This is a genomic window from Kitasatospora sp. HPM-01-4 (assembly GCF_051374625.1).
Lineage (GTDB): Bacteria > Actinomycetota > Actinomycetes > Streptomycetales > Streptomycetaceae > Kitasatospora.
The window spans coordinates 3,507,235-3,532,148 of sequence record NZ_JBPQGP010000005.1; the positions used below are offsets into that span (position 1 = coordinate 3,507,235).

At 72.5% G+C, this 24,914-nt stretch carries 21 protein-coding genes; 4 read left to right on the top strand and 17 right to left on the bottom strand.

Translation table 11 applies throughout. From position 1 onward, the window contains the following. Positions 1 to 515 precede the first annotated feature (515 nt). From ACSMTC_RS14825 to ACSMTC_RS14865, 9 genes are all read right to left on the bottom strand, one after another. Positions 516 to 2,282 (bottom strand): GMC family oxidoreductase N-terminal domain-containing protein, encoded by a 1,767-nt coding sequence (locus ACSMTC_RS14825; RefSeq protein ID WP_436560166.1) that lies wholly within the window; start codon positions 2,280 to 2,282, stop codon positions 516 to 518. A gap of 42 nt (positions 2,283 to 2,324) precedes the next feature. Beyond that, on the bottom strand, positions 2,325 to 3,956 hold the full coding sequence (locus tag ACSMTC_RS14830) for a succinic semialdehyde dehydrogenase (protein ID WP_436560167.1): 1,632 nt from the start codon (positions 3,954 to 3,956) through the stop codon (positions 2,325 to 2,327). An 86-nt stretch (positions 3,957 to 4,042) separates the two neighbouring features. Beyond that, positions 4,043 to 5,815, bottom strand: coding sequence for a serine/threonine-protein kinase (locus ACSMTC_RS14835; protein ID WP_436560168.1), 1,773 nt, complete (start codon positions 5,813 to 5,815; stop codon positions 4,043 to 4,045). A 209-nt stretch (positions 5,816 to 6,024) separates the two neighbouring features. Next, on the bottom strand, positions 6,025 to 7,128 hold the full coding sequence (locus ACSMTC_RS14840) for a protein kinase family protein (RefSeq protein WP_436560169.1): 1,104 nt from the start codon (positions 7,126 to 7,128) through the stop codon (positions 6,025 to 6,027). Positions 7,129 to 7,227: 99 nt separating this feature from the next. Further along, complete coding sequence (locus ACSMTC_RS14845) at positions 7,228 to 9,102, bottom strand: serine/threonine-protein kinase (RefSeq protein WP_436560170.1); 1,875 nt, start codon at positions 9,100 to 9,102, stop codon at positions 7,228 to 7,230. Positions 9,103 to 9,488: 386 nt separating this feature from the next. Next, positions 9,489 to 10,616: a GuaB3 family IMP dehydrogenase-related protein gene (locus ACSMTC_RS14850; protein ID WP_436560171.1), complete on the bottom strand. Its 1,128-nt coding sequence runs from the start codon at positions 10,614 to 10,616 to the stop codon at positions 9,489 to 9,491. A gap of 322 nt (positions 10,617 to 10,938) precedes the next feature. Beyond that, the gene (gene guaB, locus ACSMTC_RS14855) at positions 10,939 to 12,441 is read right to left on the bottom strand and encodes an IMP dehydrogenase (RefSeq protein WP_436560172.1); all 1,503 of its coding nucleotides are present in this window, start codon (positions 12,439 to 12,441) and stop codon (positions 10,939 to 10,941) included. Positions 12,442 to 12,725: 284 nt separating this feature from the next. Then, positions 12,726 to 13,412, bottom strand: coding sequence for an RNA polymerase sigma factor ShbA (gene shbA, locus ACSMTC_RS14860; protein WP_436560173.1), 687 nt, complete (start codon positions 13,410 to 13,412; stop codon positions 12,726 to 12,728). Between the two features lie 305 nt (positions 13,413 to 13,717). Then, positions 13,718 to 14,329, bottom strand: a complete 612-nt coding sequence (locus ACSMTC_RS14865) for a response regulator transcription factor (protein WP_014136228.1) — start codon at positions 14,327 to 14,329, stop codon at positions 13,718 to 13,720. Positions 14,330 to 14,865: 536 nt separating this feature from the next. On the opposite strand from ACSMTC_RS14865, the gene ACSMTC_RS14870 reads away from it, so the two are divergent. Beyond that, positions 14,866 to 15,198 (top strand): WhiB family transcriptional regulator, encoded by a 333-nt coding sequence (locus tag ACSMTC_RS14870; protein WP_436560174.1) that lies wholly within the window; start codon positions 14,866 to 14,868, stop codon positions 15,196 to 15,198. A gap of 85 nt (positions 15,199 to 15,283) precedes the next feature. Here ACSMTC_RS14870 and ACSMTC_RS14875 read toward each other — a convergent pair whose 3' ends face one another. The 3 genes from ACSMTC_RS14875 to groES all read right to left on the bottom strand — a co-directional run bounded on the left by ACSMTC_RS14875 (position 15,284) and on the right by groES (position 18,609). After that, positions 15,284 to 16,306, bottom strand: coding sequence for a LysR family transcriptional regulator (locus ACSMTC_RS14875; protein WP_436560175.1), 1,023 nt, complete (start codon positions 16,304 to 16,306; stop codon positions 15,284 to 15,286). A gap of 269 nt (positions 16,307 to 16,575) precedes the next feature. Beyond that, positions 16,576 to 18,204, bottom strand: a complete 1,629-nt coding sequence (gene groL, locus ACSMTC_RS14880; protein ID WP_436560176.1) for a chaperonin GroEL — start codon at positions 18,202 to 18,204, stop codon at positions 16,576 to 16,578. A 96-nt stretch (positions 18,205 to 18,300) separates the two neighbouring features. After that, a complete protein-coding gene (groES, locus tag ACSMTC_RS14885) occupies positions 18,301 to 18,609 on the bottom strand; it encodes a co-chaperone GroES (RefSeq protein ID WP_436560177.1) in 309 nt (102 codons plus the stop codon). Between the two features lie 261 nt (positions 18,610 to 18,870). On the opposite strand from groES, the gene ACSMTC_RS14890 reads away from it, so the two are divergent. Together ACSMTC_RS14890 and ACSMTC_RS14895 are read left to right on the top strand one after the other, a co-directional pair. Then, positions 18,871 to 19,305 carry a DUF6234 family protein gene (locus tag ACSMTC_RS14890; RefSeq protein ID WP_436560178.1) on the top strand — a complete coding sequence of 145 codons (435 nt, stop codon included), beginning with the start codon at positions 18,871 to 18,873 and terminating at the stop codon, positions 19,303 to 19,305. 32 nt (positions 19,306 to 19,337) lie between these two features. Continuing rightward, the gene (locus tag ACSMTC_RS14895; RefSeq protein ID WP_436560179.1) at positions 19,338 to 20,528 is read left to right on the top strand and encodes a class I SAM-dependent methyltransferase; all 1,191 of its coding nucleotides are present in this window, start codon (positions 19,338 to 19,340) and stop codon (positions 20,526 to 20,528) included. 94 nt (positions 20,529 to 20,622) lie between these two features. Here the strand turns inward: ACSMTC_RS14895 and ACSMTC_RS14900 are convergent, their stop codons facing one another. From ACSMTC_RS14900 to tsaB, 5 genes are read right to left on the bottom strand one after another with little or no spacing between them, the layout of a single operon-like run. Further along, complete coding sequence (locus ACSMTC_RS14900; RefSeq protein ID WP_436560180.1) at positions 20,623 to 21,501, bottom strand: polysaccharide deacetylase family protein; 879 nt, start codon at positions 21,499 to 21,501, stop codon at positions 20,623 to 20,625. Between the two features lie 50 nt (positions 21,502 to 21,551). Then, complete coding sequence (locus tag ACSMTC_RS14905; protein ID WP_436560181.1) at positions 21,552 to 21,812, bottom strand: hypothetical protein; 261 nt, start codon at positions 21,810 to 21,812, stop codon at positions 21,552 to 21,554. Continuing rightward, positions 21,809 to 22,891 (bottom strand): tRNA (adenosine(37)-N6)-threonylcarbamoyltransferase complex transferase subunit TsaD, encoded by a 1,083-nt coding sequence (gene tsaD, locus ACSMTC_RS14910; protein ID WP_436560182.1) that lies wholly within the window; start codon positions 22,889 to 22,891, stop codon positions 21,809 to 21,811. Before tsaD ends, ACSMTC_RS14905 begins: the two co-directional genes overlap by 4 nt. Continuing rightward, on the bottom strand, positions 22,884 to 23,399 hold the full coding sequence (gene rimI, locus ACSMTC_RS14915; protein ID WP_436564689.1) for a ribosomal protein S18-alanine N-acetyltransferase: 516 nt from the start codon (positions 23,397 to 23,399) through the stop codon (positions 22,884 to 22,886). Before rimI ends, tsaD begins: the two co-directional genes overlap by 8 nt. A gap of 56 nt (positions 23,400 to 23,455) precedes the next feature. Then, positions 23,456 to 24,109 (bottom strand): tRNA (adenosine(37)-N6)-threonylcarbamoyltransferase complex dimerization subunit type 1 TsaB, encoded by a 654-nt coding sequence (tsaB, locus tag ACSMTC_RS14920; RefSeq protein WP_436560183.1) that lies wholly within the window; start codon positions 24,107 to 24,109, stop codon positions 23,456 to 23,458. A 133-nt stretch (positions 24,110 to 24,242) separates the two neighbouring features. On the opposite strand from tsaB, the gene ACSMTC_RS14925 reads away from it, so the two are divergent. Continuing rightward, entirely contained in the window at positions 24,243 to 24,839 is a 597-nt protein-coding gene (locus tag ACSMTC_RS14925; protein WP_436560184.1) for a L,D-transpeptidase, read from the top strand. Positions 24,840 to 24,914 lie beyond the last annotated feature (75 nt).

Consider the following 24,914-nt stretch of genomic DNA (forward strand, 5'->3'; position numbering starts at 1 on the left):
CCCCCGGCTCACAACCGTGCGCCGCCACCTCGGCGACTACTACGGAACGTAGTCGAGCTGACCTGCCCGCTCGGTACGGCCCGCCGTGCGGCGGACAGGGTACGGCAGGTCCAGGTCCGGAAAATTGGACTGTGCCGAACTGCGTCGAATCGGTTGCACAGTAAGGGCTCCGTCCCCCACGATGCTGGAGGCGGGGGTCAGCCGGGCCCTCGTACGGCACACCTTCCCGGCGCCGGGCGACCGCCCCGGGCGCTGAAGAACACGGTTGTCACCTCACGCTCCGTGAGGGATGAACCGACTCGTTTCCCCGCGCCGCGCCTTGGCCCACCCCTGCCGAGTGTCCGGCGCGACCCACAGACCAACCGTCCGGACGGCGCCCCTCCCCCGGCGCCGTCCCCCCAGCACCGGTGCTGCCCTGACACCGTGTGCTGAGCGACAAAGGGCCCCGTTCCCCCGCGGGGCCCTTTGCCCGTCTCCCCGGACCCTTCGAACACGCGCCGCCCCGGGACGCGCTCCTAGCCGCGCCGCACCCGCGGCATCGGCAGCAGCAGTGCGCCGAAGGCCCCCGCCGGCACCGCCGGCCGCACCGGCGCCACCGGCTCCACCCGCCGGTACGGCTCGCCCTGGGCGGGCCTCAGGTCGGGCTCGCCCCGGTTCGGCCACATCGACATGGCCCGCTCGGCCTGGGCCGTGATGGTCAGCGACGGGTTGACCCCGAGGTTGGCGGAGATCGCGGAACCGTCCACCACGCTGATCCCGGGGTAGCCGTGGAGCCGCTGGTACGGGTCGATGACCCCGCCCTCCGGGCGGTCGGAGATCGGGCAGCCGCCGATGAAGTGCGCGGTCATCGGGATGTCGAAGATCTCCCCGACGGAGCTGCCGGCGAAGCCGTTGATGGACTCGGCCAGCGCCTTGGCGCCTTCCTCCGCCGCCGGGATCCAGGTCGGGTTCGGCGTCCCGTGCCCCTGCCGGGAGGTGAGCTTGCCCTTGCCGAGCCCGGTCTTCTTCAGCGAGACCGTCAGCGAGTTGTCCAGCGACTGCATCACCAGGCCGATGATGGTCTTCTCCGACCAGCGGTACTGGTTCACCGACTGCGCGAAGATCAGTGGATGCCTGGCCGCCGTGAGGGCGAACCGCAGCCAGCGCGGCCCGCGCCCGGTCCCCGGCACCTGCTGGATGCTCAGCGCCCCCATCGCGTTCGACCCCTTGCCGTACCGCACGGGCTCGATGTGGGTGTTCTCGTCCGGGTGGATCGAGGAGGTGATGGCCACCCCCTTGGTGAAGTCCACCCGCGAGCCGTAGCGCCGGTCGGAGGTCGAAGCGCCCACCAGCGCCTCGGAGTTGGTGCGGGTGAGCTCGCCGAGCCGGGCGGAGAGCGCGGGCAGGTGGCCCCGGTCGCGCATCCGGTGCAGCAGCGTCTGGGTCCCGTACGTCCCGGCCGCGACCACCACCTCGGCGGCGGTGATCGTCCGCGCACCGGCTCTGACCCGGTCCCGGGAGGGCGCGTTGGTGCGCCGTACGTCCACCGCGAAGCCGCCCGCCGCCAGCGGCCTGATCCGCTCCACCGTGGTGAGCTGGTGGATCTCGGCGCCGTTCCGTTCGGCGAGGAAGAGGTAGTTCTCGGTGAGCGTGTTCTTGGCGCCGTGCCGGCAGCCGGTCATGCACTCGCCGCACTCGATGCACGCCTTCCGGCGCGGGCCGGCTCCCCCGAAGTACGGGTCCTCGACCTCCTCGCCCGGCGCGGCCTTGGCGCGGCCGTCCGAGTCCTTGCCGTCACCGAAGAAGACCCCGACCGGGGCGAGGTGGAAGGTGTGCCCGACGCCCATCTTCTCGGCGGCGGCCTTGAGATGGACGTCGGACGGGGTCACGGTCGGGTTGGTGCGCACCCCGAGCATCCGCTGCGCCTGGTCGTAGAAGGGGGCGAGCTCGTCCTGCCAGTCGGTGATGTGCCGCCACTGCCGGTCCTCGAAGAACGGCTTCGGCGGGACGTAGAGGGTGTTGGCGTAGTTGAGCGATCCACCGCCGACGCCCGCGCCGCCGAGCACCAGGACGTTGGCCAGCAGGTGGATCCGCTGGATGCCGTACAGACCGAGCGCCGGCGCCCACAGGTAGTTCCTGATGTCCCAGGAGGTTCTGGGCAGTTCGTCCGGGCCGAACCGCCGGCCGGCCTCCAGGACGGCGACCCGGTAGCCCTTCTCGGTCAGCCGCAGCGCCGCGACCGAACCGCCGAACCCCGAGCCGACCACCACCACGTCGTAGTCGTGCGCACCCTCGACCGCCATACCGCTCTCCTCTTCAAGTGCCTTGTCGGACAACCGGATCGACTACTTCAGCCGGAAGGCCTTCATGGCCTTCAGCCCGGTGGTGAAGAGCGCGGCGAAGCGCTCGTCGTCCAGCCCGAAGGACGGTGCGAGCGGCACCAGGCGCTGGGTGGCGATGGTCTGCGCCTCGGTGTAGCGCAGGATGCCCTCGGCGCCGTGCCGGCGGCCGAGCCCGGAGTCGCCCATCCCGCCCATCGGCGACGCCACCGAGCCGTATGCCGCCGCGTACGCCTCGTTGACGTTGACCGTACCGGTGTGCAGCCGGGCCGCGATGGCCCGGCCACGGCGTGAATCCCTGGTCCAGACACTGGAGTTGAGGCCGTAGGGGGTGGCGTTGGCGGTGGCGACGGCCTCGTCCTCGGTGTCGAAGCGGTAGACCGAGACGACCGGGCCGAAGGTCTCCTCGGCGCAGACCGCCATCTCGGGGGTGACACCGTCGAGGACGGTGGGCTCGTAGAAGAGCGGGCCGAGATCGGGGCGGGCCCGTCCGCCGGTGAGCACGGTGGCCCCGGCCTTGACGGCCTCCTCGACGTGCCGGGTGACGTTCTCCAGCTGCCGCTCCGAGACCAGCGAGCCCATGTCCGCCCCGTACGCCAGGCCGCCGCCGAGCCGCAGCGCGGCGGTCCGGGCCACGAAGCGGGCCAGGAAGTCGTCGGCCACCGAGCGGTGCACCAGCAGGCGCTCGATCGAGATGCAGAGCTGGCCGGCGGAGGAGAAGCAGGCCCGGACGGCGCCCTCGGCGGCGCGGTCCAGGTCGGCGTCGGCGAGCACCAGCATGGCGTTCTTGCCGCCGAGTTCGAGCGAGGCGCCGACCAGCCGGCCGGCGGCCTGCTGGGCGACCTGGCGGCCGGTGCGGGTGGAGCCGGTGAAGGAGACGTAGTCGGCGTGCTCGATCACGGCGGGGCCGACCACCGGTCCGTCGCCGATCACGATCTGCCAGAGGTCGGCGGGCAGCCCGGCCTCGACCAGCAGCTCGCGGGCCCACAGGGCGGTCAGCGCGGTCTGCGTGTCGGGCTTGTTGACCACCGCGTTGCCGGCCGCGAAGGCGGGCAGGGCGTCGCCGACGGAGAGCTCCAGCGGGTAGTTCCAGGGGGAGATCTGGCCGATCACACCCTTGGCACGGCGGGACTCGACCGCGTGGGTGAGCACCGGGACCGCGCCCAAGCGGCGGCGGTCGCGCAGGTAGCCGGGTGCCGTGCGGCCGTAGTGCCGGGCGGCCATCGCGACCGCCAACACCTCCTCGAAAGCGTGCAGCCTGGCCTTGCCGGTCTCGGCCTGGACCAGGTCGAGCACCTCCTCCTGCCGGCGCAGCAGCAGGTCGTGGAAGCGCAGCAGGACGGCGGCACGACGGCGGACGGGCAGCGCGGCCCAGCTGCGCTGCGCACGCCGGGCCAGCTGGTAGGCCACCTCGACGTCGGCCGGGGTGGACCGGGGCAGCGAGGCGAGCCGCTCCCCGGTGAGCGGCGCGATGGTGTGCACCAGCTCCGGTTCACCGGTCGCGGTGACGCCCCGCGCCAGCCGGGCCACCAGCGGGGCCGGTACCACCGAGGCGACCGTACGGGCGCCGCCGCCGGCGGCCGGGTTGCGCTGCTCGCCCCGGACGGGGGCCTGACCGTCTGCCGTGTTGTCCGTCATGGGCGCAGCCTAGGCGCTCGGCCGCCGGTTCGGTACCCGCCGGTAACAGCCGATCGCAACTGGCCGGTTCAGCCCTGCGGACGGTGTCAGCGCAGCGCGGTGAAGTTGTTCATCACCGTGGTGAACCGCCGCTGCCCGGTGAGCCAGTCCTTCTCCGGGGTGGAGATGTAGACGCCGTAGGAGGTGCCGCTGTCGGCGAGGAACTCCACCTCCTTGGCGTGCCGCCGGATGCCGTCCTGACTGCCGGTGAAGGTGAACTCCCAGGACGCGGCCTCGTGTCCGTTCACCTTGGCGTCCACCAGGTTGACCCGGTGGTAGTCCTTCAGCTTCCGCTCCTTGACGATGTCGCCCTCCATCTCCAGGAAGTGCTGGCGCGGGGTGAGCGACTGCGCGACGGTGACCGAGAACTGGATGAAGTGCACCCCGTGGTCCGGGCTGTAGATGATCTGGTTGTTGCCGTCCATCGTGCGCACCCACGGCGCGCTGTCGGTCGGCACCGGGAAGCGGAAGCCCATCGGGTCGTCCACCCAGGCGTAGCCGTCCGGAGCCGGACCGGTGGCGGGCGCCGCGGTGATGGTCACCGCGGGGCCCGGATCCGGCTCGGGCGCCGCGGTCGGGTTGTGGTGCAGCAGCTTGGGTGCCGCGTACGCGGCACCCGCGGCGAGCGCGGCCAGGACCACCAGCACCACCGCGATCTTCAGGCCCCTGCGCCGCCCGGGCCCGGCCGCGGCGGGCGGCCTGGCCTCTTTGGACGCGGATATCGCCGTCTCCGTGGGGACCGACTCGACGGCGGAACCGGCGGGGACGGACGTGGCGGAGTCGGCCGCGGCAGGGGCCGCCGTGGCAAGGGCGGCAGGGGCGGCTGCGGCAGGAGCCGCGTCCGGATCGGCCTCGGCGGCCGGCTGGGCGCTCTCCTCGGCGGCCGGTACGGCACTCTCGGGCCGGTCCACCACCGGCACGCTCTGGGTCGGCATCCGGGGCTCGCTCTTCGGCACCGCCCTGATGCCGATGGTGTGCCCGGCGGTCACCTCGGTGAGCATCCGCATGGCCTCGTCCGCGCTCGGCCGCTCCGCCGCGTCCTTGGCCATCAGCGCGGCCAGCACCGGGCCGAGCGCCCCGGCCCGGCGCGGTTCCGGCAGCGGCTCGCCGACCACTGCCGCCAGGGTGGTGATCGGCGAGGTGCGGCGGAACGGCGACTGGCCCTCCACGGCCGCGTACAGCGTCGCCCCGAGGCCCCAGAGGTCGGAGGCCGGGCCCGGGCGCTCGCCCTGGGCGCGCTCGGGAGCGAGGTAGTCCGGCGAACCGACCAGGTCGCCGGGCCGGGTCAGCTCGGTGGAGCCCTCGAAGGTGGCGATGCCGAAGTCCAGCAGCACCACCCGGCCGGTGTTGTGCTCCAGCAGCACGTTGGCGGGCTTCACGTCGCGGTGCAGCACACCCAGCTGGTGGCCCCGGTGCAGCGCGGCGAGCACCTGGACGCCGACCTCGGCGGCCTCCCTGGGCTGCAGGGTGCCGTCCTGGCTGATCACGTCAGCCAGCGAGCGGCCGTCGATCAGCTCCATCACGATCCACGGGCGGCCGTCCTGCTCCACCACGTCATGGATGGTGATCACACCCGGGTGCTTGATCCGCGCGGCGGCCCTGGCCTCGCGCTTCATCCGGGACTGGAGGATCTCCAGGTCCTCCTCGGGGAGGTGGTTGACCGTCAGCTCCTTGACCGCCACCTCGCGGTCCAGCATCTCGTCCCGGGCCCGCCAGACCGTGCCCATACCGCCGCGGCCGAGCCGCTCGCCCAGTGCGTAGCGGCCGACCAGCAACCGCTGCGCGTCTCTGGCCTGCGCCGACTGGTCCTGCACGCCCATGGCGACCGTTCCCCCTCATCAGCCCACCGTCACCTTGACGGAGGTGGTTCCGGTGCACCGTTGACTCACCGATAGGACAACTTCCATGCACAGGTTAGGCGCCCGGCTCCGCACCCGTTGTCTCGACCCGGCCAGGTGACCTCCCTGTGACCTAGGCCTCATGCCGCGCCGTTCCGTGCTACCGAGCGGTGCGCCCGCCCGCGGGCCGCTCAGCCCGCCAGTGAGACCACCAGCACCAGCGCCACCACCAGCAGCGCCAGCACCCCGGCCACCAGCAGCGGCCCCAGCAGCGCGGGCGGCAGGGCCGGCCGTGTGCCCGACTGCGCCAGGTCCGGCCTGCCCCGCCGGACCGCCGCACCGGGGTGGCGCACCAGCGGGCCGCGCGGCCGGCGCACCGGCAGCTCCTGCGGGGCCTGCGGCCGTGCTTGCCGCGGCTCCGGCGCCCCGCCGATCAGCTCGGCCAGTTCCCGCCGGATCTCCGCCGCCCCGGGCCGGGCGGCCGGGTCGGGCCGCAGCAGCCGCTCGACCAGCGGGGCCAGCGGCCCGCAGCCGTCCAACGGGCCGGGGCGCCCGGACCGGATCGCGGCCAGCAGGACCGGCAGGTCGTCCTCGGGGTACGGGGCGCGGCCGGTCAGCATCCGGTACAGCAGGACGCCGAGCGCCCAGCAGTCCCCGGCAGGGCCGGTCTCCAGTGCCCAGCGCTCGGTGCTGGGACCCAGCAGCAGGGATCTGGCATCCAGGATCCGCCGGGCCTGCAGCGGGGTCGGCGCGGCGTCGCGGGGGCCGCCCAGCGCCGCGCAGAGCTCCTCCTCGGCCGCCCCGGACAGCAGACCGCCGAGCAGCGCCGCACCGTCCTCGCAGACCACCACGCTCTGCGGGGAAACGTTTCCGTGTGCCTGACCGGCGCGGTGCAGCGCGTGCAGTGCGGCCGCCAGGTCGGCGGCGATCTCCGCGGCCCGGTACGGCGGGAGCGGGCCTGATCCGGTCAGCTCGGCCAGCGCCCGGCCCGGCGGACGTTCCTCGGCCACCCAGAGCAGGTCCTCCTCGGCCACGGCCTCGACCGGCCGGAGCAGCCTCGGGTGGTCCGGCGTGTCCTCGGCCACCGAGCTCACCAGCCGGGCGATCCGCTCGCCGTACGCGGGGTCCGGATCGACTGCCGACGGCCCCCCGGGCACCAGCAGTTCGGGCAGCTCCAGCGCGTGCAGCAGGACCTGGTCGCCGGTCTGCTGGTCCCGTGCGAGCATGCCACGGCCCTCCGGACGGTCCGTCAACCGGTACCGTCCGGCCACCACCTGGCCGGGGGCCACTCGCATGCGCCTTCCTCGGGAACTTAAGGATCTCTGGTCCGGGGCCGCTCGTCTCCCGCCTTCCTCAAGGACGGCGGGCCGGCGCCGCCGGTTGCACGGTGCGCCTCAGGGGGCGGGCTGGAAGGTGTCGAAGCCGACCTGCCTGGCCTGCACGTTGGCGGCGGAGTTCCAGTCGGTGTCCGGCGTGATCCAGTAGAGCGCGTAGCCGTACTTGCCGGTGACGAAGCCCCGGTTGAGCGAGTGCAGTACGGGGTTGCTGCTGCTGGTCCACTCCCAGTCGGCGGCGTTGTTCCACTGCCGGTAGCTGATCTGCTCGAGCCGGACGCGGTGGTAGTTGCTCATGGTGTTGGTGCGCTCGGAGTCCTGCCAGTCCGCGAGCGCGCTCTTGCCCGGCTCGGTGGTCCAGTCCACCACCAGCTTCACGCCGTTGCCGCCGAACTTGCGGCTGGTGGCGCGGTAATCCTCCCCCTGCTCCTTCATCCAGTCGGGGAGCACGATCGAGAAGCCCGAGTCGTCCTTGTACTGGTGGAACCCGGCCGGCACTCCCGCGTCGGCGGCGGACGGGCTGCCGCTGGGCGAGGCGGGTGCGCCGCTCGGCGAGTCGGAGGCACCGGCGGAGGCACCGGCGGAGCCGCTGGGGCCGGCGTCCGGCACCGGAGCGGCGGCCTTGGTGAGCGGCGGCGAGGAGGACGCGGAGCTCTGGGAGGCGGAGCCCTGCGTGGTGGAGCCCGCGGCGGCATGGCCCCGGTCCCGCAGTACCGCGAACAGCACGGCGATCACCAGCAGGACGATCACCAGCGCGGCCCCCGCGAGCACCGCCGGGCGGCGGAGCCATCCGGGCAGCCCGGCCGCGGGCCCGGTGGCCGAGGGCACCGCCGTGGTCTCGGGCTCGGCGGCCTGGACGGGTGCGGGCGCCGGCTCGGGTACGGGCGCCGCCACGGGCTGCTCCGCCGCCCGGCTGCCGACCCGGACCGTCCCCAGCAGCCCGCTCACCCCGCGCTTCGGGCTCTCGGCCTCGTCCGCCCGTTCCGCCTTCACGGCCTGCCGGGGCTTCGCGGCGGCCTCGGCCGACGTCTTGGGCGCGGCCGGCGGCACGTCGGTGCCGGGGGCGGGTACGGCCTGCTGGGTGGTGGACTCCGCCCTGCCGGTCGCGTCGGCGACGATCCGCCTGAGCATCGACCGGGTGGTGGAGGCGTCCAGCCGCTTGGCGGGGTCCTTCTCCAGCAGGCCGTCGATGACGGGCTGCAGCGGCCCGGCCTTCTCGGACCTCGGCAGGGACTCGGTCATCACCGCGGTGAGGGTGGCCAGCGCCGACCCCCGGTCGTACGGGGGCTTGCCCTCGACCATCGCGTACAGCGTGCCGCCCAGCGACCAGAGGTCGGCGGGCGGTCCGGGCTTCTGCCCGCGCGCCCGCTCGGGCGAGATGTACGAGGGCGCGCCGACCAGCATGCCGGTGGAGGTGATCGAGACGTCGCCCTCGACGCTGGCTATGCCGAAGTCGGTGAGCACGACCCGGCCGTCCTCACCGATCAGGACGTTCGACGGCTTGACGTCCCGGTGCAGGATGCCCTGGCTGTGCGCGGCGCCGAGCACGCCCAGCACGTCGAGCGCGATCTCGGCGGCCCGGGCCGGACTCAGCGTGCCGTCCTCCTTGATCACCTCGGCCAGCGAGCGCGACTCGACCAGTTCCATCACGATCCACGGCCGCTCGTCCTCCTCGACCACGTCGAAGACGGTGACGGCGGCGGTGTGCCGGATCCGCGCGGTCGCCTTGGCCTCGCGCAGCGTACGGACGATCAGACGGTGCTTCTCGTCCTCGTCCGTACCGCCCTGCATCCGCAGTTCCTTGACCGCGACGACCCGGCCGAGCAGTTCGTCCTCGGCCCGCCACACAGTGCCCATCCCGCCCCGGCCGAGCACCTCGTTCAACCGGTAACGGCCGGCGAGGAGACGTCCGGTGGAACCCTGCGGCTGGGTCATTGGTGCCTCTTCCCCCTTGTGCGGCGGCGTTCGGGATGACGGCGCGTCGGCAGGAGCCGTGGGCAGACCGGCCGGGGCCGTGTACTGCGCCCGGCGGCGGGGCTCCGAACGCCAAGCCTCCATCATCCCCTGTCCCGGGGCCGCCTCACCACCCGCCCCGGGGTTGATCGTCGGGTTCCGGCCGGTAACACGATGCTACGTGTCCGATCGGCCATCAGAATTGACCGTGCGAGCGCGCATTGACCACCCCGAGGCGTCCGCCGCCGTTCACGGAATCTCCCGGCAAGGCCACCGGGATCACCACACCCGCGCCCGGAACGCGGCAGGGCCCCCGCCGAAGCGAGGGCCCTGCCGCTGTGCCTACGGTCCGTCAGCGAGGACGGCGCTTACCGGTGGTTGAGCGCCGGGTTGACGGTGACCTCGACCCGCTGGAACTCCTTGAGCTCCGAGTAGCCGGTGGTGGCCATCGCGCGGCGCAGCGCGCCGAAGAGGTTCATGGTGCCGTCGGAGGTGTGCGACGGGCCGGTGAGGATCTCCTGGGTGGTGCCGACCGTGCCGAGGTCCACCCGCTTGCCGCGCGGCAGCTCGCCGTGGACGGCCTCCATGCCCCAGTGGAAGCCCTTGCCGGGGGCGTCGGTGGCACGGGCCAGCGCGGCACCGATCATCACCGCGTCCGCGCCGCAGGCGACGGCCTTGGCGATGTCACCGCTGTAGCCGACACCGCCGTCCGCGATGACGTGCACGTAGCGGCCGCCGGACTCGTCCATGTAGTCGCGGCGGGCGGCGGCCACGTCGGCCACGGCGGTCGCCATCGGGACCTGGATGCCCAGCACGTTGCGGGTGGTGTGCGCGGCACCGCCGCCGAAGCCGACCAGCACACCGGCGGCGCCGGTCCGCATCAGGTGCAGCGCGGCGGTGTAGGTGGCGCAGCCGCCGACGATCACCGGGACGTCCAGCTCGTAGATGAACTGCTTCAGGTTCAGCGGCTCGGCCGCGCCCGAGACGTGCTCGGCGGAGACCGTGGTGCCCCGGATCACGAAGACGTCCACGCCGGCGTCGACGACGGCCTTGGAGAACTCGGCGGTCCGCTGCGGCGAGAGCGCGGCGGCGGTCACCACGCCGGACTCGCGCACCTCCTTGATCCGCTTGCCGATCAGCTCGGCCTGGATCGGGGCCGCGTAGATCTCCTGCAGCCGGCGGGTCGCGGCGGCCTCGTCCTTGATCGCGGCGATCTCGTCCAGCAGCGGCTGCGGGTCCTCGTACCTGGTCCACAGGCCTTCGAGGTTCAGCACCCCGAGGCCGCCGAGCTGGCCGATCGCGATGGCCTGCGCGGGCGAGACCACGCTGTCCATCGGGGCCGCCAGGAACGGCAGCTCGAAGCGGTAGGCGTCGATCTGCCAGGCGATCGAGACCTCCTTCGGGTCCCGGGTGCGACGGCTGGGGACGACGGCGATGTCGTCGAAGGAGTACGCCCGGCGGCCGCGCTTGCCTCGCCCGATCTCGATCTCAGTCACTTCGAGCCCTTCTGCTGCTTGCTTCACTCGCGCCGGGTCACCCCGACCGCACCCCAGTATCCCGCAAAGTGGGAGCAATCAGGGGCTCGGGGAACCACGCGGGGCGGAAGACACCGGAGGGCGACTGCCCCCGGCGGACCCGCCCACGACCGCCGGCACACCCCCGGTACGACCGGCCCCGGGGTCTGACCGGCCGCGATGCCTTCCCGCCGGGCGCGGCTGCGCGCACCTCCCGGGGCACTCCCCGGGTACCCGCAGGACCCGCCGCCGTCCCTCTCGGACGGCAGCGGGCCCCGGCCTCGGCTCAATGCCCGGCGAACGCTCAGCGGCTGTTGTAGTTCGGCGCCTCGACGGTCATCTGGATGTCGTGCGGGTGGCTCTCCTTGAGACCCGCCGAGGTGATCCGGACGAAGCGGCCCTTGGTCTGCATCTCCTCGATGGTGCCCGCACCGACGTAGCCCATGGTCTGCCGCAGGCCGCCGACCAGCTGGTGCAGCACCGCGCCCAGCGGCCCGCGGTAGGGCACCTGGCCCTCGATGCCCTCGGGCACGAGCTTGTCGTCCGAGGCCACCTCGGCCTGGAAGTAGCGGTCCTTGGAGTACGAGCGGCCCTGGCCGCGCGACTGCATGGCGCCCAGCGAGCCCATGCCGCGGTACGACTTGAACTGCTTGCCGTTGATGAACAGCAGCTCACCCGGCGACTCCTCGCAGCCGGCCAGCAGCGAGCCGAGCATGACGGTGTCGGCACCCGCCGCCAGCGCCTTGCCGATGTCGCCCGAGTACTGCAGGCCGCCGTCGCCGATGACCGGCACCCCGGCCGCCTGGCAGGCCAGCGCGGCCTCGTAGATCGCGGTGACCTGCGGCACGCCGATGCCGGCGACCACGCGGGTGGTGCAGATCGAGCCGGGGCCGACGCCGACCTTGACGCCGTCCACGCCCGCGTCGATCAGCGCCTGGGCGCCGTCCCGGGTGGCGACGTTGCCGCCGATGACGTCCACGTCCACAGCCGCCTTGATCTTGGCGATCCAGGCCAGCGCGTTGTGGCTGTGACCGTGCGAGGTGTCCACGACCAGGAAGTCGACACCGGCGCCGACCAGCGCCTGGGCGCGGTCGAAGGCCTCGGCGGAGGCACCGACGGCGGCACCGACCAGCAGACGGCCCTCGGCGTCCTTGGCGGCGTTCGGGTACTGCTCGGCCTTGACGAAGTCCTTGACGGTGATCAGGCCCTTGATCCGGCCCTCGTCGTCGACCAGCGGCAGCTTCTCGATCTTGTGGCGGCGGAGCAGGCCGATGGCCTCCTCGCCGGAGATGCCCACCTTGCCGGTGATCAGCGGCATCGGGGTCATGATCTCGCGGACCTGGCGGCTGCGGTCGGACTCGAAGGCCATGTCACGGTTGGTGACGATGCCGAGCAGCTTGCCCTCCGGGTCGGCGACCGGAACGCCGCTGATCCGGAACTTGGCACAGAGCGCGTCCGCCTCGGCCAGGGTGGCCTCCGGGCCGACCGTGATCGGGTCGGCCACCATGCCGGACTCGGAGCGCTTGACCAGGTCGACCTGGTTGACCTGGTCCTCGATGGACAGGTTGCGGTGCAGCACGCCGACACCGCCCTGGCGGGCCATCGCGATGGCCATCCGGGACTCGGTGACCTTGTCCATGGCCGCCGAGAGCAGCGGGATGTTCACCCTGACGTTGCGGGAGACCCGCGAGGAGGTGTCGACCTGGTTCGGCAGCACCTCGGAGGCCCCGGGCAGCAGCAGGACGTCGTCGTACGTGAGCCCGAGCATGGCGAACTTCTCGGGTACGCCTGCGGCGTTGTAAGACATGGTGTTGGGGACCTTCCGTGGCGGGCCGTCGATCTCGATCGCGCCGGTGAGGGGTTCCGGACGCGTAGCTCTCAGCAGGGCGGAGGGTCGGCCGTGGTCACCGGCCCCATCCACCCGCGCGCACCGGCACAGGATCCAGGCCACCAGCAACGCTCGGCGTTTGGAGGTTCATCCGAGAGAACCCCGCGCACACCCACGGAACTTTGGGCGACCTGACCAGGCGCCGATACCCCATGGTACTGGTGTCCCGGGTATCGGGACGCGCCTCCTTGACAACGCCCCCGCTACGAGGACTCTTCCGCCAGCGCCCGCAGCCGGCTCAGCGCCCGGTGCTGGGCGACCCGGACGGCGCCCGGCGACATGCCGAGCACCTCGCCGGTCTCCTCCGCCGACAGCCCGGCCGCCACCCGCAGCAGCACCAGCTCGCGCTGCCTGGCGGGCAGGTTGGAGAGCAGTTCCTTGGCCCATGCGGCATCGCTGCTGAGCAGCGCCCGCTCCTCCGGACCGAGCGCCTCGTCGGGCAGCTCGGGCAGGTCGTCGGGCGGGATGACGGTGGATCCCGGCCCGCGCATCGCGGCCCGCTGCAGGTCCGCGATCTTGTGCGCGGCGATCCCGTACACGAAGGCCTCGAAGGGGCGGCCCTCGTCCTTGTAGCGCGGCAGCGCGCAGAGCACCGCGACGCAGACCTCCTGGGCCACGTCGTCCACATGGTGCCGGGCGCCGCCGGGCAACCGGACCAGCCGGCCACGGCAGTAGCGCAGTGCGAGCGGGTGGACGTAGGCGAGCAGCGCGTCGATCGCGGGGCCCTCGCCGCGCACGGCGGCGGCGACCAGCCCGCCGAGCTGCGCCGAACCGCCGGTGCCGAGCACCGGCCGACGCGCCTCGTCCTCCTCCGGGTACGACTGATCGGCCTGATCCACCGCGGGAGCGCCGGGCGGGGGCTCTTCGGACCGGGCCTCGTCGTCGTACATCGGTCCATGGTGCCTGGTCGAACCGGAAAACGCGGCACCGCGTCCGGAGTTGTGCATCGGAACGTTATGCACCGCACCACCGTGCGTCGCCACCGTGCGCACCGCGCCGCCTCCCGCCCCGCCCTCCGAAGCCACCGCCGGCCCGGAGGGGCCTTGTCCCGTTCCGCTCGCCGAGCCTCCTGCGGCCGCACTCTTCGCCGCAGTCCCTGTCCGCCGGTCCCCGAGGTGCTCCACTACTCCATGGTGCAGCCTCGGGACCTCAACGTCATACGTCTGAGCGATCGAGGCGGCCGGGCGGCCGCCTCTCAGCGGACCAGGCCCCAGCGGAAACCGAGGGCCACCGCATGGGCGCGGTCCGAGGCGCCCAACTTCTTGAACAGGCGCCTGGCATGGGTTTTGACGGTGTCCTCGGACAGGAAGAGCTCCCGGCCGATCTCCGCGTTGCTGCGCCCGTGGCTCATGCCCTCGAGCACCTGGATCTCACGCGCCGTCAACGTGGGTGCCGCACCCATGTCGGGACTGCGCAGCCGGCGCGGGGCGAGCCGCCAGGTCGGGTCGGCCAGCGCCTGGGTGACGGTGGCCCTCAGCTCGGCGCGCGAGGCGTCCTTGTGCAGGTAGCCGCGGGCGCCGGCGGCGACCGCGAGGGCCACCCCGTCCAGATCCTCCGCGACGGTGAGCATGATGATGCGCGCCCCCGGGTCCGCCGACAGCAGCCGCCGGACGGTCTCCACACCGCCGAGGCCCGGCATCCGGACGTCCATCAGAACGAGATCGGAGCGGTCGGCCACCCAGCGGCGGAGTACCTCCTCACCGTTGGTCGCAGTGGTCACCCGATCGACACCGGGCACGGTCGCCACCGCGCGGCGAAGCGCCTCCCGGGCAAGGGGGGAATCGTCGCAGACGAGTACGGATGTCATGACCGTCCTCCGCAGCTGATCCGCGTCACGTTGAGCCTCCTGGCTGGTTCGAACTCTCTCCGACACGGCCGATCGGCGACGGACTTCGTCTGGATCGTGGATCTCCCGCGACCGTTCCCGACGCCCGGCGCCCGCTAACCGCCTCCGCACAACCAACGACCGTCACTCGAATGAGTTACGGCCCTCAGGGCCATCTCCACCACTGTACGTGGCCAACCCATTACGGATCAGCCACCTCGCGGTGCACACGCCGCACTTTTGTGCTGCTCGTGCGCGGTCCGCGCACCCTGTGCGCACCACATGGCCCGCTCGCGCCCCCGCGGCCACCCGGTTGCCACAGCGACACCGCCAGACACCATGCCCGAATTTGGCCGTTTTTATAGCTTCCGTACGGTCATTGACTGTTGTGCCACTCTGTGGGTGACTTGTCCCAGTGGTTGCCGTAAGTCATATTTCCAGGTGTCCATACCGGCTCGGTCGCGACCGGGCCGAGCCGACGAGTCTCCCGGCGTCGAACCCCTCGAAGGGAATGAGCCATGGCAGATTTCTCCCGCCTCCCCGGCCCCAACGCGGACCTCTGGGACTGGCAGCTCTCCGCCGCCTGCCGCGGCGTGGACAGTTCGCTCTTCTTCCACCCGGAGGGCGAGCGCGGGGCCGCGCGAAGCTCGCGGGAGGCAAGCGCCAAGGAGGTCTGCATGCGGTGCCCGGTGAGGGCCGAGTGCGCGGCGCACGCGCTGGCCGTACGGGAGCCGTACGGCGTCTGGGGCGGACTGACCGAGGACGAGCGCGAGGAGCTGATGGGCCGCTCCCGCAACCGGCTGACCGAGGTCCAGGTACCGCTCAGCATGCCGACGGCGAGTGGCCACTGATAGTCCGATACCTCGTGGAGAAACGTTTCTTCACGAGGCTTCCGCATGCCACCAGCCCGCCCCGTTCACCCGTACGGAGCAGAGGTCAGCCGGCGGCCGCGACAACAGAGACCTGGTCCACCGAGGCAGAGAGCTGGTCCAGCATCAGCGAGACGGCCGGCACCTCGGCGAGGTCCGGCAGGGTCAGCGCCACCACCTGACGGGCCGCCGTCTCGCCACCCGCCGCCCGCACCGGCACCGCCGCGATGCCCGCCTGGCTCACCGAGCGCAGCGCGAGACCCGGCAGCACCGCCACCCCGAGGCCGGCCGCGACCAGACCGACCACCGCCGGGTAGTCGTCGGTCGCGAAGTCGATCCGGGGATCGAAGCCGGCGGCGGCACACAGCTCCACCAGGTGACCCCGGCACTGCGGGCAGCCCGCGATCCACTGCTCCTGCGCCAGCTCGGCCAGGTCCACCGGGCTGCTCTCGTCCCGCCCGGCCAGCGGGTGCCCGGCCGGAACGAGCCCGACCAGCGGATCGTCCAGCAGGGGCCGGACCACCAGGTCGGACCAGTCGTTGACGGCCAGCGCGGCGGCCGCCTCCAGGGCCGCCTCGGCACGGGCCTCACGCGGCGAGCCGTGCGCGGGGGCCGGGAAGACGCTGCCCTGGGACTCCGGATAGCGGAAGGCCAGCGCGACCTCGCACTCGCCGCCGCGCAGCATCGCCAGGGACTCCGGCGGCTCGGCCTCGACCAGGGACACCCGCACCCCCGGGTGCGCACCCCTCAGCCGGGCGACCGCCGGCGGAACCAGGACGGAACTGGCCGTCGGGAAGGACACCAGCCGCACCCGGCCGGCCCGCAGTCCGGCGATCGCGGCCACCTCCTCCTCGGCGGCGCAGAGGCCGGCCAGGATGCCGGTGGCGTGCTTGAGCAGTACCTGTCCCGCCTCGCTCAGCTGCATGCCCCGGCCCGAGCGGACCACCAGCGGAGTGGCGACGGACTTCTCCAGCGCCTTCATCTGCTGGCTCACCGCGGGCTGGGTACAGCCGAGCTCGCGGGCCGCGGCGGAGAAGGAGCCGGTCTTGGCGACAGCGCGCAGGACACGCAGGTGGCGGGCCTCGATCATGCCTCAGTTATAAGGCAGACTTTGGCCATCGCAAAATTTCCCTGATAACCAGCGGCTTCTGGGGCATTCGGGGCAGCCAGGACATTCGGGGCAACCGGCCCGGCGAGCCCGGCCGACCGCGGTCGCCTCCGCCTCGGGCGGCTCCCCGCGCCGACCGGCCGGACGCCCCTCGCACCGTTCGGGAGAACGGCGCTGGTCCGGAAAACGCCGGAGGCCCGGCTCACACCCCTCAGGGTACGGGCCGGACCTCCGGTCACTGAAAGCGAGCGTCAGTGGGCGTGGCCGTGGCCGCCGTGCGAGTGGCCGGCGGCGGCCTCCTCCTCCACCTTCTTCTCCACCACGAGGGTCTCGGTGGTGAGCAGCAGGGAGGCGATGGAGGCGGCGTTCTCCAGGGCGGAGCGGGTGACCTTGACCGGGTCGATGACGCCGGCCTTGACCAGGTCGACGTACTCGCCGGTGGCCGCGTTGTAGCCGTGGCCGGCCTCCAGCTCGGCGACCTTGTGGACGATGACGTAGCCCTCCAGGCCGGCGTTCTGGGCGATCCAGCGCTGCGGCTCGACCAGCGCGCGGCGGACGACGGCGACACCGGTCGCCTCGTCGCCGGCCAGGCCCAGGCCGTCCTCCAGCACCTTGGCGGCGTGGACCAGGGAGGCGCCGCCACCGGCGACGATGCCCTCCTCGACCGCGGCACGGGTCGCCGAGATGGCGTCCTCCAGGCGGTGCTTGCGCTCCTTGAGCTCCACCTCGGTGGCGGCGCCGACCTTGATGACGCAGACGCCGCCGGCCAGCTTGGCCAGTCGCTCCTGCAGCTTCTCGCGGTCCCAGTCGGAGTCGGTGACGGCGATCTCGCCCTTGATCTGGGCGACGCGGCCCGCGACGGCCTCGGTGTCACCGGCACCGTCGACGATGGTGGTGTCGTCCTTGGTGATGGTCACGCGGCGGGCGCTGCCCAGCACCTCCAGACCGGCCTGGTCGAGCTTGAGGCCGACCTCCTCGGAGATGACGGTGGCACCGGTCAGGGCGGCCAGGTCGCCGAGGATGGCCTTGCGGCGGTCACCGAAGCCCGGGGCCTTGACGGCGACGGCGTTGAAGGTGCCGCGGATCTTGTTCACCACGAGGGTGGAGAGCGCCTCGCCGTCCACGTCCTCGGCGATGATCAGCAGCGGCTTGGAGCCGCCCTGCAGGATCTTCTCCAGCAGCGGCAGCAGCTCCTGGATGGAGGAGATCTTGCCCTGGTTGATCAGGATGTACGGGTCCTCCAGGATCGCCTCCTGACGCTCGGCGTCGGTGACGAAGTACGGCGAGAGGTAGCCCTTGTCGAACTGCATGCCCTCGGTGAAGTCCAGCTCCACGCCGAAGGTGTTCGACTCCTCGACGGTGATGACACCGTCCTTGCCGACCTTGTCGATCGCCTCGGCGATCAGCTCGCCGACCTGGGTGTCCTGCGCGGACAGCGAGGCGACGGCGGCGACGTCGTCCTTGCCCTCGATCTCGCGGGCGATGGAGAGCAGGTGCTCGGAAACGGCGGCGACGGCCTTGTCGATGCCCTTCTTCAGGGCGGCCGGGCCGGCACCGGCGGCGACGTTGCGCAGACCCTCGTTGACCAGGGCCTGGGCCAGCACGGTGGCGGTGGTGGTGCCGTCACCCGCGACGTCGTTGGTCTTGGTGGCGACCTCCTTGACCAGCTGCGCGCCGAGGTTCTCGTACGGGTCGTCCAGCTCGACCTCGCGGGCGATGGTCACACCGTCGTTGGTGATGGTCGGGGCGCCGAACTTCTTGTCGATGACGACGTTGCGGCCCTTGGGGCCGATGGTCACCTTGACGGTGTCGGCCAGCTTGTTGACACCGCGCTCCAGCGAGCGGCGGGCGTCCTCGTCGAACTGCAGGATCTTCGCCATGGTTCCGTTTCCTCAGGATTTCTGCGTACGTGAGCCAACAACCACGCCCCGGACCCCTGTCAGGGCTGACACGGATCCGGGGCGGGTCGGTACGACTTACTTCTCGACGATCGCCAGGACGTCGCGGGCCGAGAGAACGAGGTACTCCTCGTTGTTGTACTTGACCTCGGTGCCGCCGTACTTCGAGTACAGGACGACGTCGCCGACCTTCACGTCGAGCTCGACGCGCTTGCCGTCCTCGAAGCGGCCCGGGCCGATGGCCAGGACGACGCCCTCCTGGGGCTTCTCCTTGGCGGTGTCCGGGATAACCAGGCCGGAGGCCGTGGTGGTCTCGGCCTCGAGCGGCTGGACCACGATGCGGTCCTCAAGCGGCTTGATGGCAACCTTGCTGCTGACGGTGGTCACGTCCGAGCTCCCCTTCGGAGATTACGGGGTAGTTCTACAGGTAGGTGGCGATGCCTGCGGGCCTGCCGTCGCGGGGGTCAGGCACGCTCCATCGCATTAGCACTCTCCCGGTGGGGAGTGCCAGGAACGACCATAGGGGGCCGTTAGCACTCAGTCAACCAGAGTGCCAACGGCGCGCCTCGGTGTTCCGCGAAACCCGCCGATGCGTTCTGAGTAGCCGTACTCATGTACGACCGCCCCTCACTCGGACAGACTCCCCCCATGGCTACCGATCGCTCATCGGACCGGCCCGGTCTGCTCGCCGACGCGGCCCTCGCCGTCGCACTCGCCGTCCTCGTCGGCGTGGGCGGCGCCTGCACCGCCCTGTACCTGGGGCTGCGCGCCTGGGCCGGGGCGGACGCCGCGGCCTTGGCCCCGGCGAACGACCGGCCACCGCACCCGGCCGCACCGCCGTACGACTGGACACCGGTGGTGCTGTTCTGGGTCTTCGTCCTCGCACTGCTGCTGATCACCGTGCTGTCGGCACGCGGCCGGCTGCGGATCACCCCGGTGCTGCACGGGCTGCTGCTCGCCGCCCTGCTGCTGGGCGGCAGCGCCGGCTACGCGTACCAGCACCGGCACGACGGGGACTACAAGCCCCGGCCGCTGCCCTCGGACTACCACCCCTGCTACAGCGGCAGCAACGACTGCGACTGAGGCGAGCCGCCCGGAGCGGGGAGAATGACCCCGTGGAGATCGAATCGTTCCGGGCCCTGCTGACCGACGAGGGCCAGACGCTGCTGGCCGCACTGCGCGACTTCAAGCCCGGCGAGGAACTGGCGGTGGCCACCCGGCTGCGCCGCGAGCACCCCGCCGAGCTGGTGTCGGCCGCGCTGGCCCAGGCGCAGCTGCGGCAGCGGGCCAGGGCGAAGTTCGGCGATCTGGCGGACCTGCTGTACTTCACCCCCAACGGGGTCGAGCAGGCCACCCGTCGCAGCGTGGCCGAGTGGCGCGCGCGGCGCTTCGCCGAGCTGGGGGTGCGCCGGCTGGCCGACCTGTGCTGCGGGATCGGCGGCGACGCGATCGCGCTGGCCAGGACGGGAGTCGCGGTGCTCGCGGTCGACCGCGATCCGCTGACCTGCGCGGTCGCCGAGGCGAACGCCGCCGCGCTGGGCCTGGCCGGGCTGATCGAGGTGCGCTGCGCCGATGTCACCGAGGTGGACGTGACCGGGTACGACGCGGTCTTCACCGACCCGGCCCGCCGCACCGCGCGCGGCAGGGTGTTCGATCCCCAGGCGTACTCGCCGCCGCTCTCCTGGGCGATCGAGGCCGCCCGCCGTACTCCGTTCGGGGCGCTCAAGGTCGCCCCCGGCATCCCGCACGAGCTGGTGCCGGAGGACGCCGAGGCCGAGTGGGTCTCCGACCACGGCGAGGTGAAGGAGGCCGCGCTCTGGTTCGGCACCCGGGCCGCACAGCCGCACCGGGCCACCCTGCTGCCCGGCGACCACACCCTGACCGGCGGGCGGCGGCCCGATCCGCAGGCGGGTGAGGTGGGCCGCTATCTGTACGAGCCGGACGGCGCGGTGATCCGGGCCCATCTGGTCTCCGAGGTGGCCGAGCAGGTGGGCGGGCGGCTGATCGACCCGATGATCGCCTATCTGACCTCGGACCGGCTGGTGCCGACCCCGTACGCGCACGCGTACGAGATCAGCGACGTCATGCCGTTCAACGTGAAGAAGCTGAAGGCCCTGCTGCGCGAGCGCGGGGTCGGCACCGTGGTGATCAAGAAGCGCGGGATCGGCATCACCCCGGAGGAGCTGCGCCGCCAGCTCAAGCCCAGCGGCCCGAACGAGCTGACGGTGATCCTCAGCCGCACCGACCACGGCCCGCTGATGATGCTGGCCCAGCCCGTGACGGCGGCCCGGCCGGTGGGCGCCTGAGTCCGGCCGGCGGGCGCCCGGCCGGACTCAGGCGCCCGGCCTGCGGTCCGCCCGGGGAGGGGTCCGCCCGGGGAGCGGTCCGCCCGGGGAGGGGTCAGCCGGCGGGTGCCTGGATGTAGTCCTCCAGGCGGGCGACGGCGAAGCCCTGCTCCTGGATCCGGCTGAGCAGTTCGCCGAACATCTCGGTCATGGTCTCGCCGTGCAGCTCGGAGGGGCCGCGGAAGTGGGCCAGGATGATGTCACCGGGCTTCAGCTTCTTGTCGCCGGTCTGGTACTGCATGTCGTGGACCTGCATCGACTCCTGCCACAGCACCACCGCGCGCGGCCCGCACTCCTGCACGGCGGTGTTCAGCGCGGCGGAGTGCGCGCCGTCACCGAACGGCGGGCGGAAGAGCAGCGGGGCCTTGCCGTACTGCTCGGTGAGCGTCGCCTGGTCCTCGCAGACCTCGGACTTCTGCTTGGCCGGCGAGATCCTGCTCATCTGCGGGTGGTCCACGGTGTGGTTCTGGATGTGGTTGCCGAGGGCCTGCAGCGGCTTGAAGTAGCCGTAGTCGTTCTTGATGATGTCCTTGGTCAGGAACATCGTGATCGGGACCTTGAGGTCGGTCATCATCTCGACGAACTTGGGGTCCTTCTCCGCACCGTCGTCGATGGTGACGAAAACGATCTTGTCCTTGGTGGGGACCGTGCTGAAGACCGGGACCTGGCCCTTCGCCGTCAGCTTGATCGGCTTGTCGGCCGGGGCGGCGGGCGCCGCGGGCAGCGGCTTCAGCTTCCACTTCTCCCAGGCCGCGGCATCGGCCTGGGTCGCCGCCGGGGAGGCGGACGCCTGCGGTGCGGCGGAGCCCTGCGCCGAGTGGGCCGCCGAGGCCTGGGGTGCCGCGCTCGTGCTGTCCCCGCCACCGCTACTGCAAGCGGTCAGCGCCGATATGAGCACCGCCGCCCCGGCCACGTACCTGCTGTAGTTCTTCACCGCGCCGCGCTTCCCGTCGTCGTCCTTCGAACACTTGACGGGACGCCACGCTATTCCACGTGGTTGCTGGTGAAACTCCAGCGGTGGGCCGGACGGGCCAGCAGCTCGGCCGGCGGATCGGGGACCGGCACCGGCTGCGCCGTCCACCAGGTGATCAGCAGCACCCGGTCCCCGGCGGCGGTGAACACCTCGGCACGGGCCAGCCCGGCCGAGCCGCGCAGCGCGGGCAGGGCGGCGTCGTGCACCCAGCGGTGCAGCTCGCCGCCCCGGCCCTCGGCCGCCCGGGCCTCCCACATCTGTGCGAGGGTCATGCCTTCAGCGCCTCGTGCGCGGCGGAGTGCAGGTCCTTGTGCGGCACCGAGACCTCGGTGACCGGCAGCGAGGAGTCCGCCGAGAGGTCGAAGGCGGACGGCGCCCGGTTGCGCCAGACCATCTCGGCACCGAGCGCGGCGACCATCGCCCCGTTGTCGGTGCACAGGCCCGGACGCGGCACCCGCAGCACGATGCCCGCCTTGTCGCAGCGCTGCTGGGCCATCTCGCGCAGCCGCGAGTTGGCCGCCACACCACCGCCGATCATCAGGTGATCGACACCGTTGGCCTTGCACGCCTTGACGGCCTTGCGGGTGAGCACGTCGGTGACGGCCTCCTGGAAGGACGCGGCGACGTCGGCGACCGGCACCTCCTCCCCGGCCCGGCGCCTGGCCTCCACCCAGCGGGCGACGGCGGTCTTCAGGCCGGAGAAGGAGAAGTCGTACTCGGGGTCCTTGGCCCCGCTCAGGCCGCGCGGGAAGGCGATCGCCGCCGGGTCTCCCTCGCGTGCCCTGCGGTCCACCACGGGACCGCCGGGGAAGCCCAGGCCCAGCACCCGGGCGACCTTGTCGAAGGCCTCGCCCGCCGCGTCGTCGATGGTCGCGCCGAGCGGGCGGACGTCGGTGGTGATGTCCTCGCTGAGCAGCAGCGAGGAGTGCCCGCCGGAGACCAGCAGCGCCATCGTGGGCTCCGGCAGCCGGCCGTGCTCCAGCTGGTCCACGCAGATGTGCGAGGCGAGGTGGTTGACCCCGTACAGCGGCTTGTCCAGCGCCCAGGCGTACGCCTTCGCCGCGCTCACCCCGACCAGCAGCGCGCCGGCCAGGCCGGGCCCGGCGGTGACGGCGATGCCGTCCAGGTCGGACGCCTTGATCCCGGCGGTGTCCAGGGCGCGCTGGATGGTCGGGACCATCGCCTCCAGGTGCGCGCGGCTGGCGATCTCGGGGACCACACCGCCGTACCGGGCGTGGTCGTTGACGCTGGAGGCGACCGCGTCGGCCAGCAGGGTGGTACCCCGGACGATGCCGACGCCGGTCTCGTCGCAGGAGGTCTCGATACCGAGGACGAGCGGTTCGTCAGCCATGATCGGGTTCCTTCACGTCGTACTGCTTCACGTCGTACTGCGGGACGTCCCGCTGCGGGGCGCCCTCCTGCGGGTGGTCGAGCCGCATGACCAGCGCGTCCACGTTGGCCGGCTGGTAGTAGCCGCGCCGGACGCCGACCGGCTCGAAGCCGAAGCGCTCGTAGAGGTGCTGGGCGCGCGGGTTGTCCACCCGCACCTCCAGCAGCAGTTCGGCGCAGCCGCGCCGGGCGGCCTCGGTGACCAGGTCGGCCAGCAGCGCGGCCCCGAGGCCCGCGCCCTGGCGGTCCGGCGCGACCGCGATGGTCTGCACATCGCCCTCGCCGGCCACCGCCATCAGCCCCGCGTAGCCGACGACGGTGCCGTCCGGGGTGGTGGCGACGGTGTAGTGGCGGCTGCCGCCGGGGTGCGCCTCGGCCAGCTCGGACCAGTACATGCCGTGCGACCAGGCGTCCTCGGGAAAGAGCCGGAGCTCCAGCTCCATCACCGGCTCGATGTCCCACCAGCGCATCGGCCGGAGGGTCACCGCATCGCGGCGCGGTGCCGCGCGCTCGGTGCGCACAGTCGTCACGCCGGGAGCACCGCCTTGTAGCCCGCGGGCACCTGGGCGTCCGGGCGACGCAGGTAGAGCGGCACGTTGGGCAGCAGTTCGCGCCCGGCGGCCAGCTCGGTGACCGCGAAGTCGGCGAGCGCACCGGCCGAGACGTGCTCGGGCCCCTGCGCACCGGGGAAGGTCTCGGGGTAGAGCAGCGCGCCGGCACCGACCGAGCGGGCCTCGGGGGTCAGCTCGGCGGGACGGTCCACGGCCGGGCCCTGCACACGGGTGCCGGAGGCGTCGTACGAGGCCCAGTAGACCTCCTTGCGCCGCGCGTCCGTGGCGACCGTGAACGGCCCGGTCAGCCCCTCGGCGCGGGCCTGGTGGGCGATGGCGTCCAGGGTGCAGACGCCGTACACCGGCAGGCCGAGCGCATGGCCGAGCGCGGCGGCGGTGACCAGGCCGACCCGCAGGCCGGTGTAGGGGCCCGGGCCGACGCCGACCGCGATGGCGGTCAGCTGGTGCTTGTCGACGCCTGCGGCGCCCAGTACCTCGTCCACGGCGGGGAGCAGCAGCTCACCGTGCCTTCTGGCATCGACCTGGAAGGTCTCGGCGAGGACGGCCGTACCGTCGTGGACGGCGGCGGTGACGGCGGGGGTTGCGGTGTCGAACGCGAGCAGCAGCACGGAGTCAAGGTTAGAGGGTCGCCGGGGTCGACTTTTCGTACCGGTTCGGAACACACGTCCGGATCGGGCCTGCCCGGCCCGGCGGACCTGGCACGATGGGCCCGGACAGCACGAGGCGGCGATCGGAGCACACGTGGCGAGCACGCGTCCTGGAGTGGTGGTCACCGGCCTGACCGTCGGTGCCCTGGCGGTGGTCGGTCTGCTGGCCTTCCAGGCCGACGGCGCTCAGACCCGGGCCCTCGCGGCGAAGCCCTCGGCCGGTGCCGGCACCGCGACCGGCTCGACGGCCTCGCCGTCCCCCGGCGCCAGTCAGGCCCCGCCCCAGCTGCCCGCCGCCTCCGGTACCGGCCTGCGGGTCGTCTACTCGCTCGGCAGCCGCACGGTCTGGCTGGTGGACCCGAAGAAGACACCGCCGGTGCAGGCCGCCTTCAGGGTCACCCCGGGCACCGCCGACCCGACCGCCGGGAACTACACCGTCTACAGCCGTACGGTGACGACCACCGGCACCGACGGGCTCCGCATCGAACACGTCGTACGGTTCGCCCAGCAGAACGGGACGGTCTTCGGCTTCAGCGCCGCCGTCGACACCCCGAGCGCCTCCCCGGCCCCGACCCCCTCCGAGGCCGACCCGACCAGGCCCAAGACCGGCGGCATCCGCTCCACCCGCGCCGACGGCCAGACCCTCTGGGACTTCGCCCCGACCGGCACCAGGGTGGTCGTCGTCCCGTAGGAGTCCCGTAGGAGTCCGGTCGCGGGCCCGGTCGCGGGTCCGGTCGCGGGTCCGGTCGCGGCCGACGGCACGAAA

Bases quoted from the DNA above. Each gene is read 5' to 3' on its own strand.
- groL (WP_436560176.1), bottom strand. From the start codon at position 18,204: ATGGCGAAGATCCTGCAGTTCGACGAGGACGCCCGCCGCTCGCTGGAG.
- tsaD (WP_436560182.1), bottom strand. From the start codon at position 22,891: ATGGCTGACGAACCGCTCGTCCTCGGTATCGAGACCTCCTGCGACGAG.
- ACSMTC_RS14890 (WP_436560178.1), top strand. From the start codon at position 18,871: ATGGCTACCGATCGCTCATCGGACCGGCCCGGTCTGCTCGCCGACGCG.
- ACSMTC_RS14870 (WP_436560174.1), top strand. From the start codon at position 14,866: ATGGCAGATTTCTCCCGCCTCCCCGGCCCCAACGCGGACCTCTGGGAC.
- guaB (WP_436560172.1), bottom strand. From the start codon at position 12,441: ATGTCTTACAACGCCGCAGGCGTACCCGAGAAGTTCGCCATGCTCGGG.
- shbA (WP_436560173.1), bottom strand. From the start codon at position 13,412: ATGTACGACGACGAGGCCCGGTCCGAAGAGCCCCCGCCCGGCGCTCCC.
- ACSMTC_RS14830 (WP_436560167.1), bottom strand. From the start codon at position 3,956: ATGACGGACAACACGGCAGACGGTCAGGCCCCCGTCCGGGGCGAGCAG.
- ACSMTC_RS14905 (WP_436560181.1), bottom strand. From the start codon at position 21,812: ATGACCCTCGCACAGATGTGGGAGGCCCGGGCGGCCGAGGGCCGGGGC.
- rimI (WP_436564689.1), bottom strand. From the start codon at position 23,399: ATGCGCTGGTGGGACATCGAGCCGGTGATGGAGCTGGAGCTCCGGCTC.
- ACSMTC_RS14825 (WP_436560166.1), bottom strand. From the start codon at position 2,282: ATGGCGGTCGAGGGTGCGCACGACTACGACGTGGTGGTGGTCGGCTCG.
- ACSMTC_RS14845 (WP_436560170.1), bottom strand. From the start codon at position 9,102: ATGACCCAGCCGCAGGGTTCCACCGGACGTCTCCTCGCCGGCCGTTAC.
- ACSMTC_RS14835 (WP_436560168.1), bottom strand. From the start codon at position 5,815: ATGGGCGTGCAGGACCAGTCGGCGCAGGCCAGAGACGCGCAGCGGTTG.
- ACSMTC_RS14875 (WP_436560175.1), bottom strand. From the start codon at position 16,306: ATGATCGAGGCCCGCCACCTGCGTGTCCTGCGCGCTGTCGCCAAGACC.
- ACSMTC_RS14865 (WP_014136228.1), bottom strand. From the start codon at position 14,329: ATGACATCCGTACTCGTCTGCGACGATTCCCCCCTTGCCCGGGAGGCG.
- ACSMTC_RS14840 (WP_436560169.1), bottom strand. From the start codon at position 7,128: ATGCGAGTGGCCCCCGGCCAGGTGGTGGCCGGACGGTACCGGTTGACG.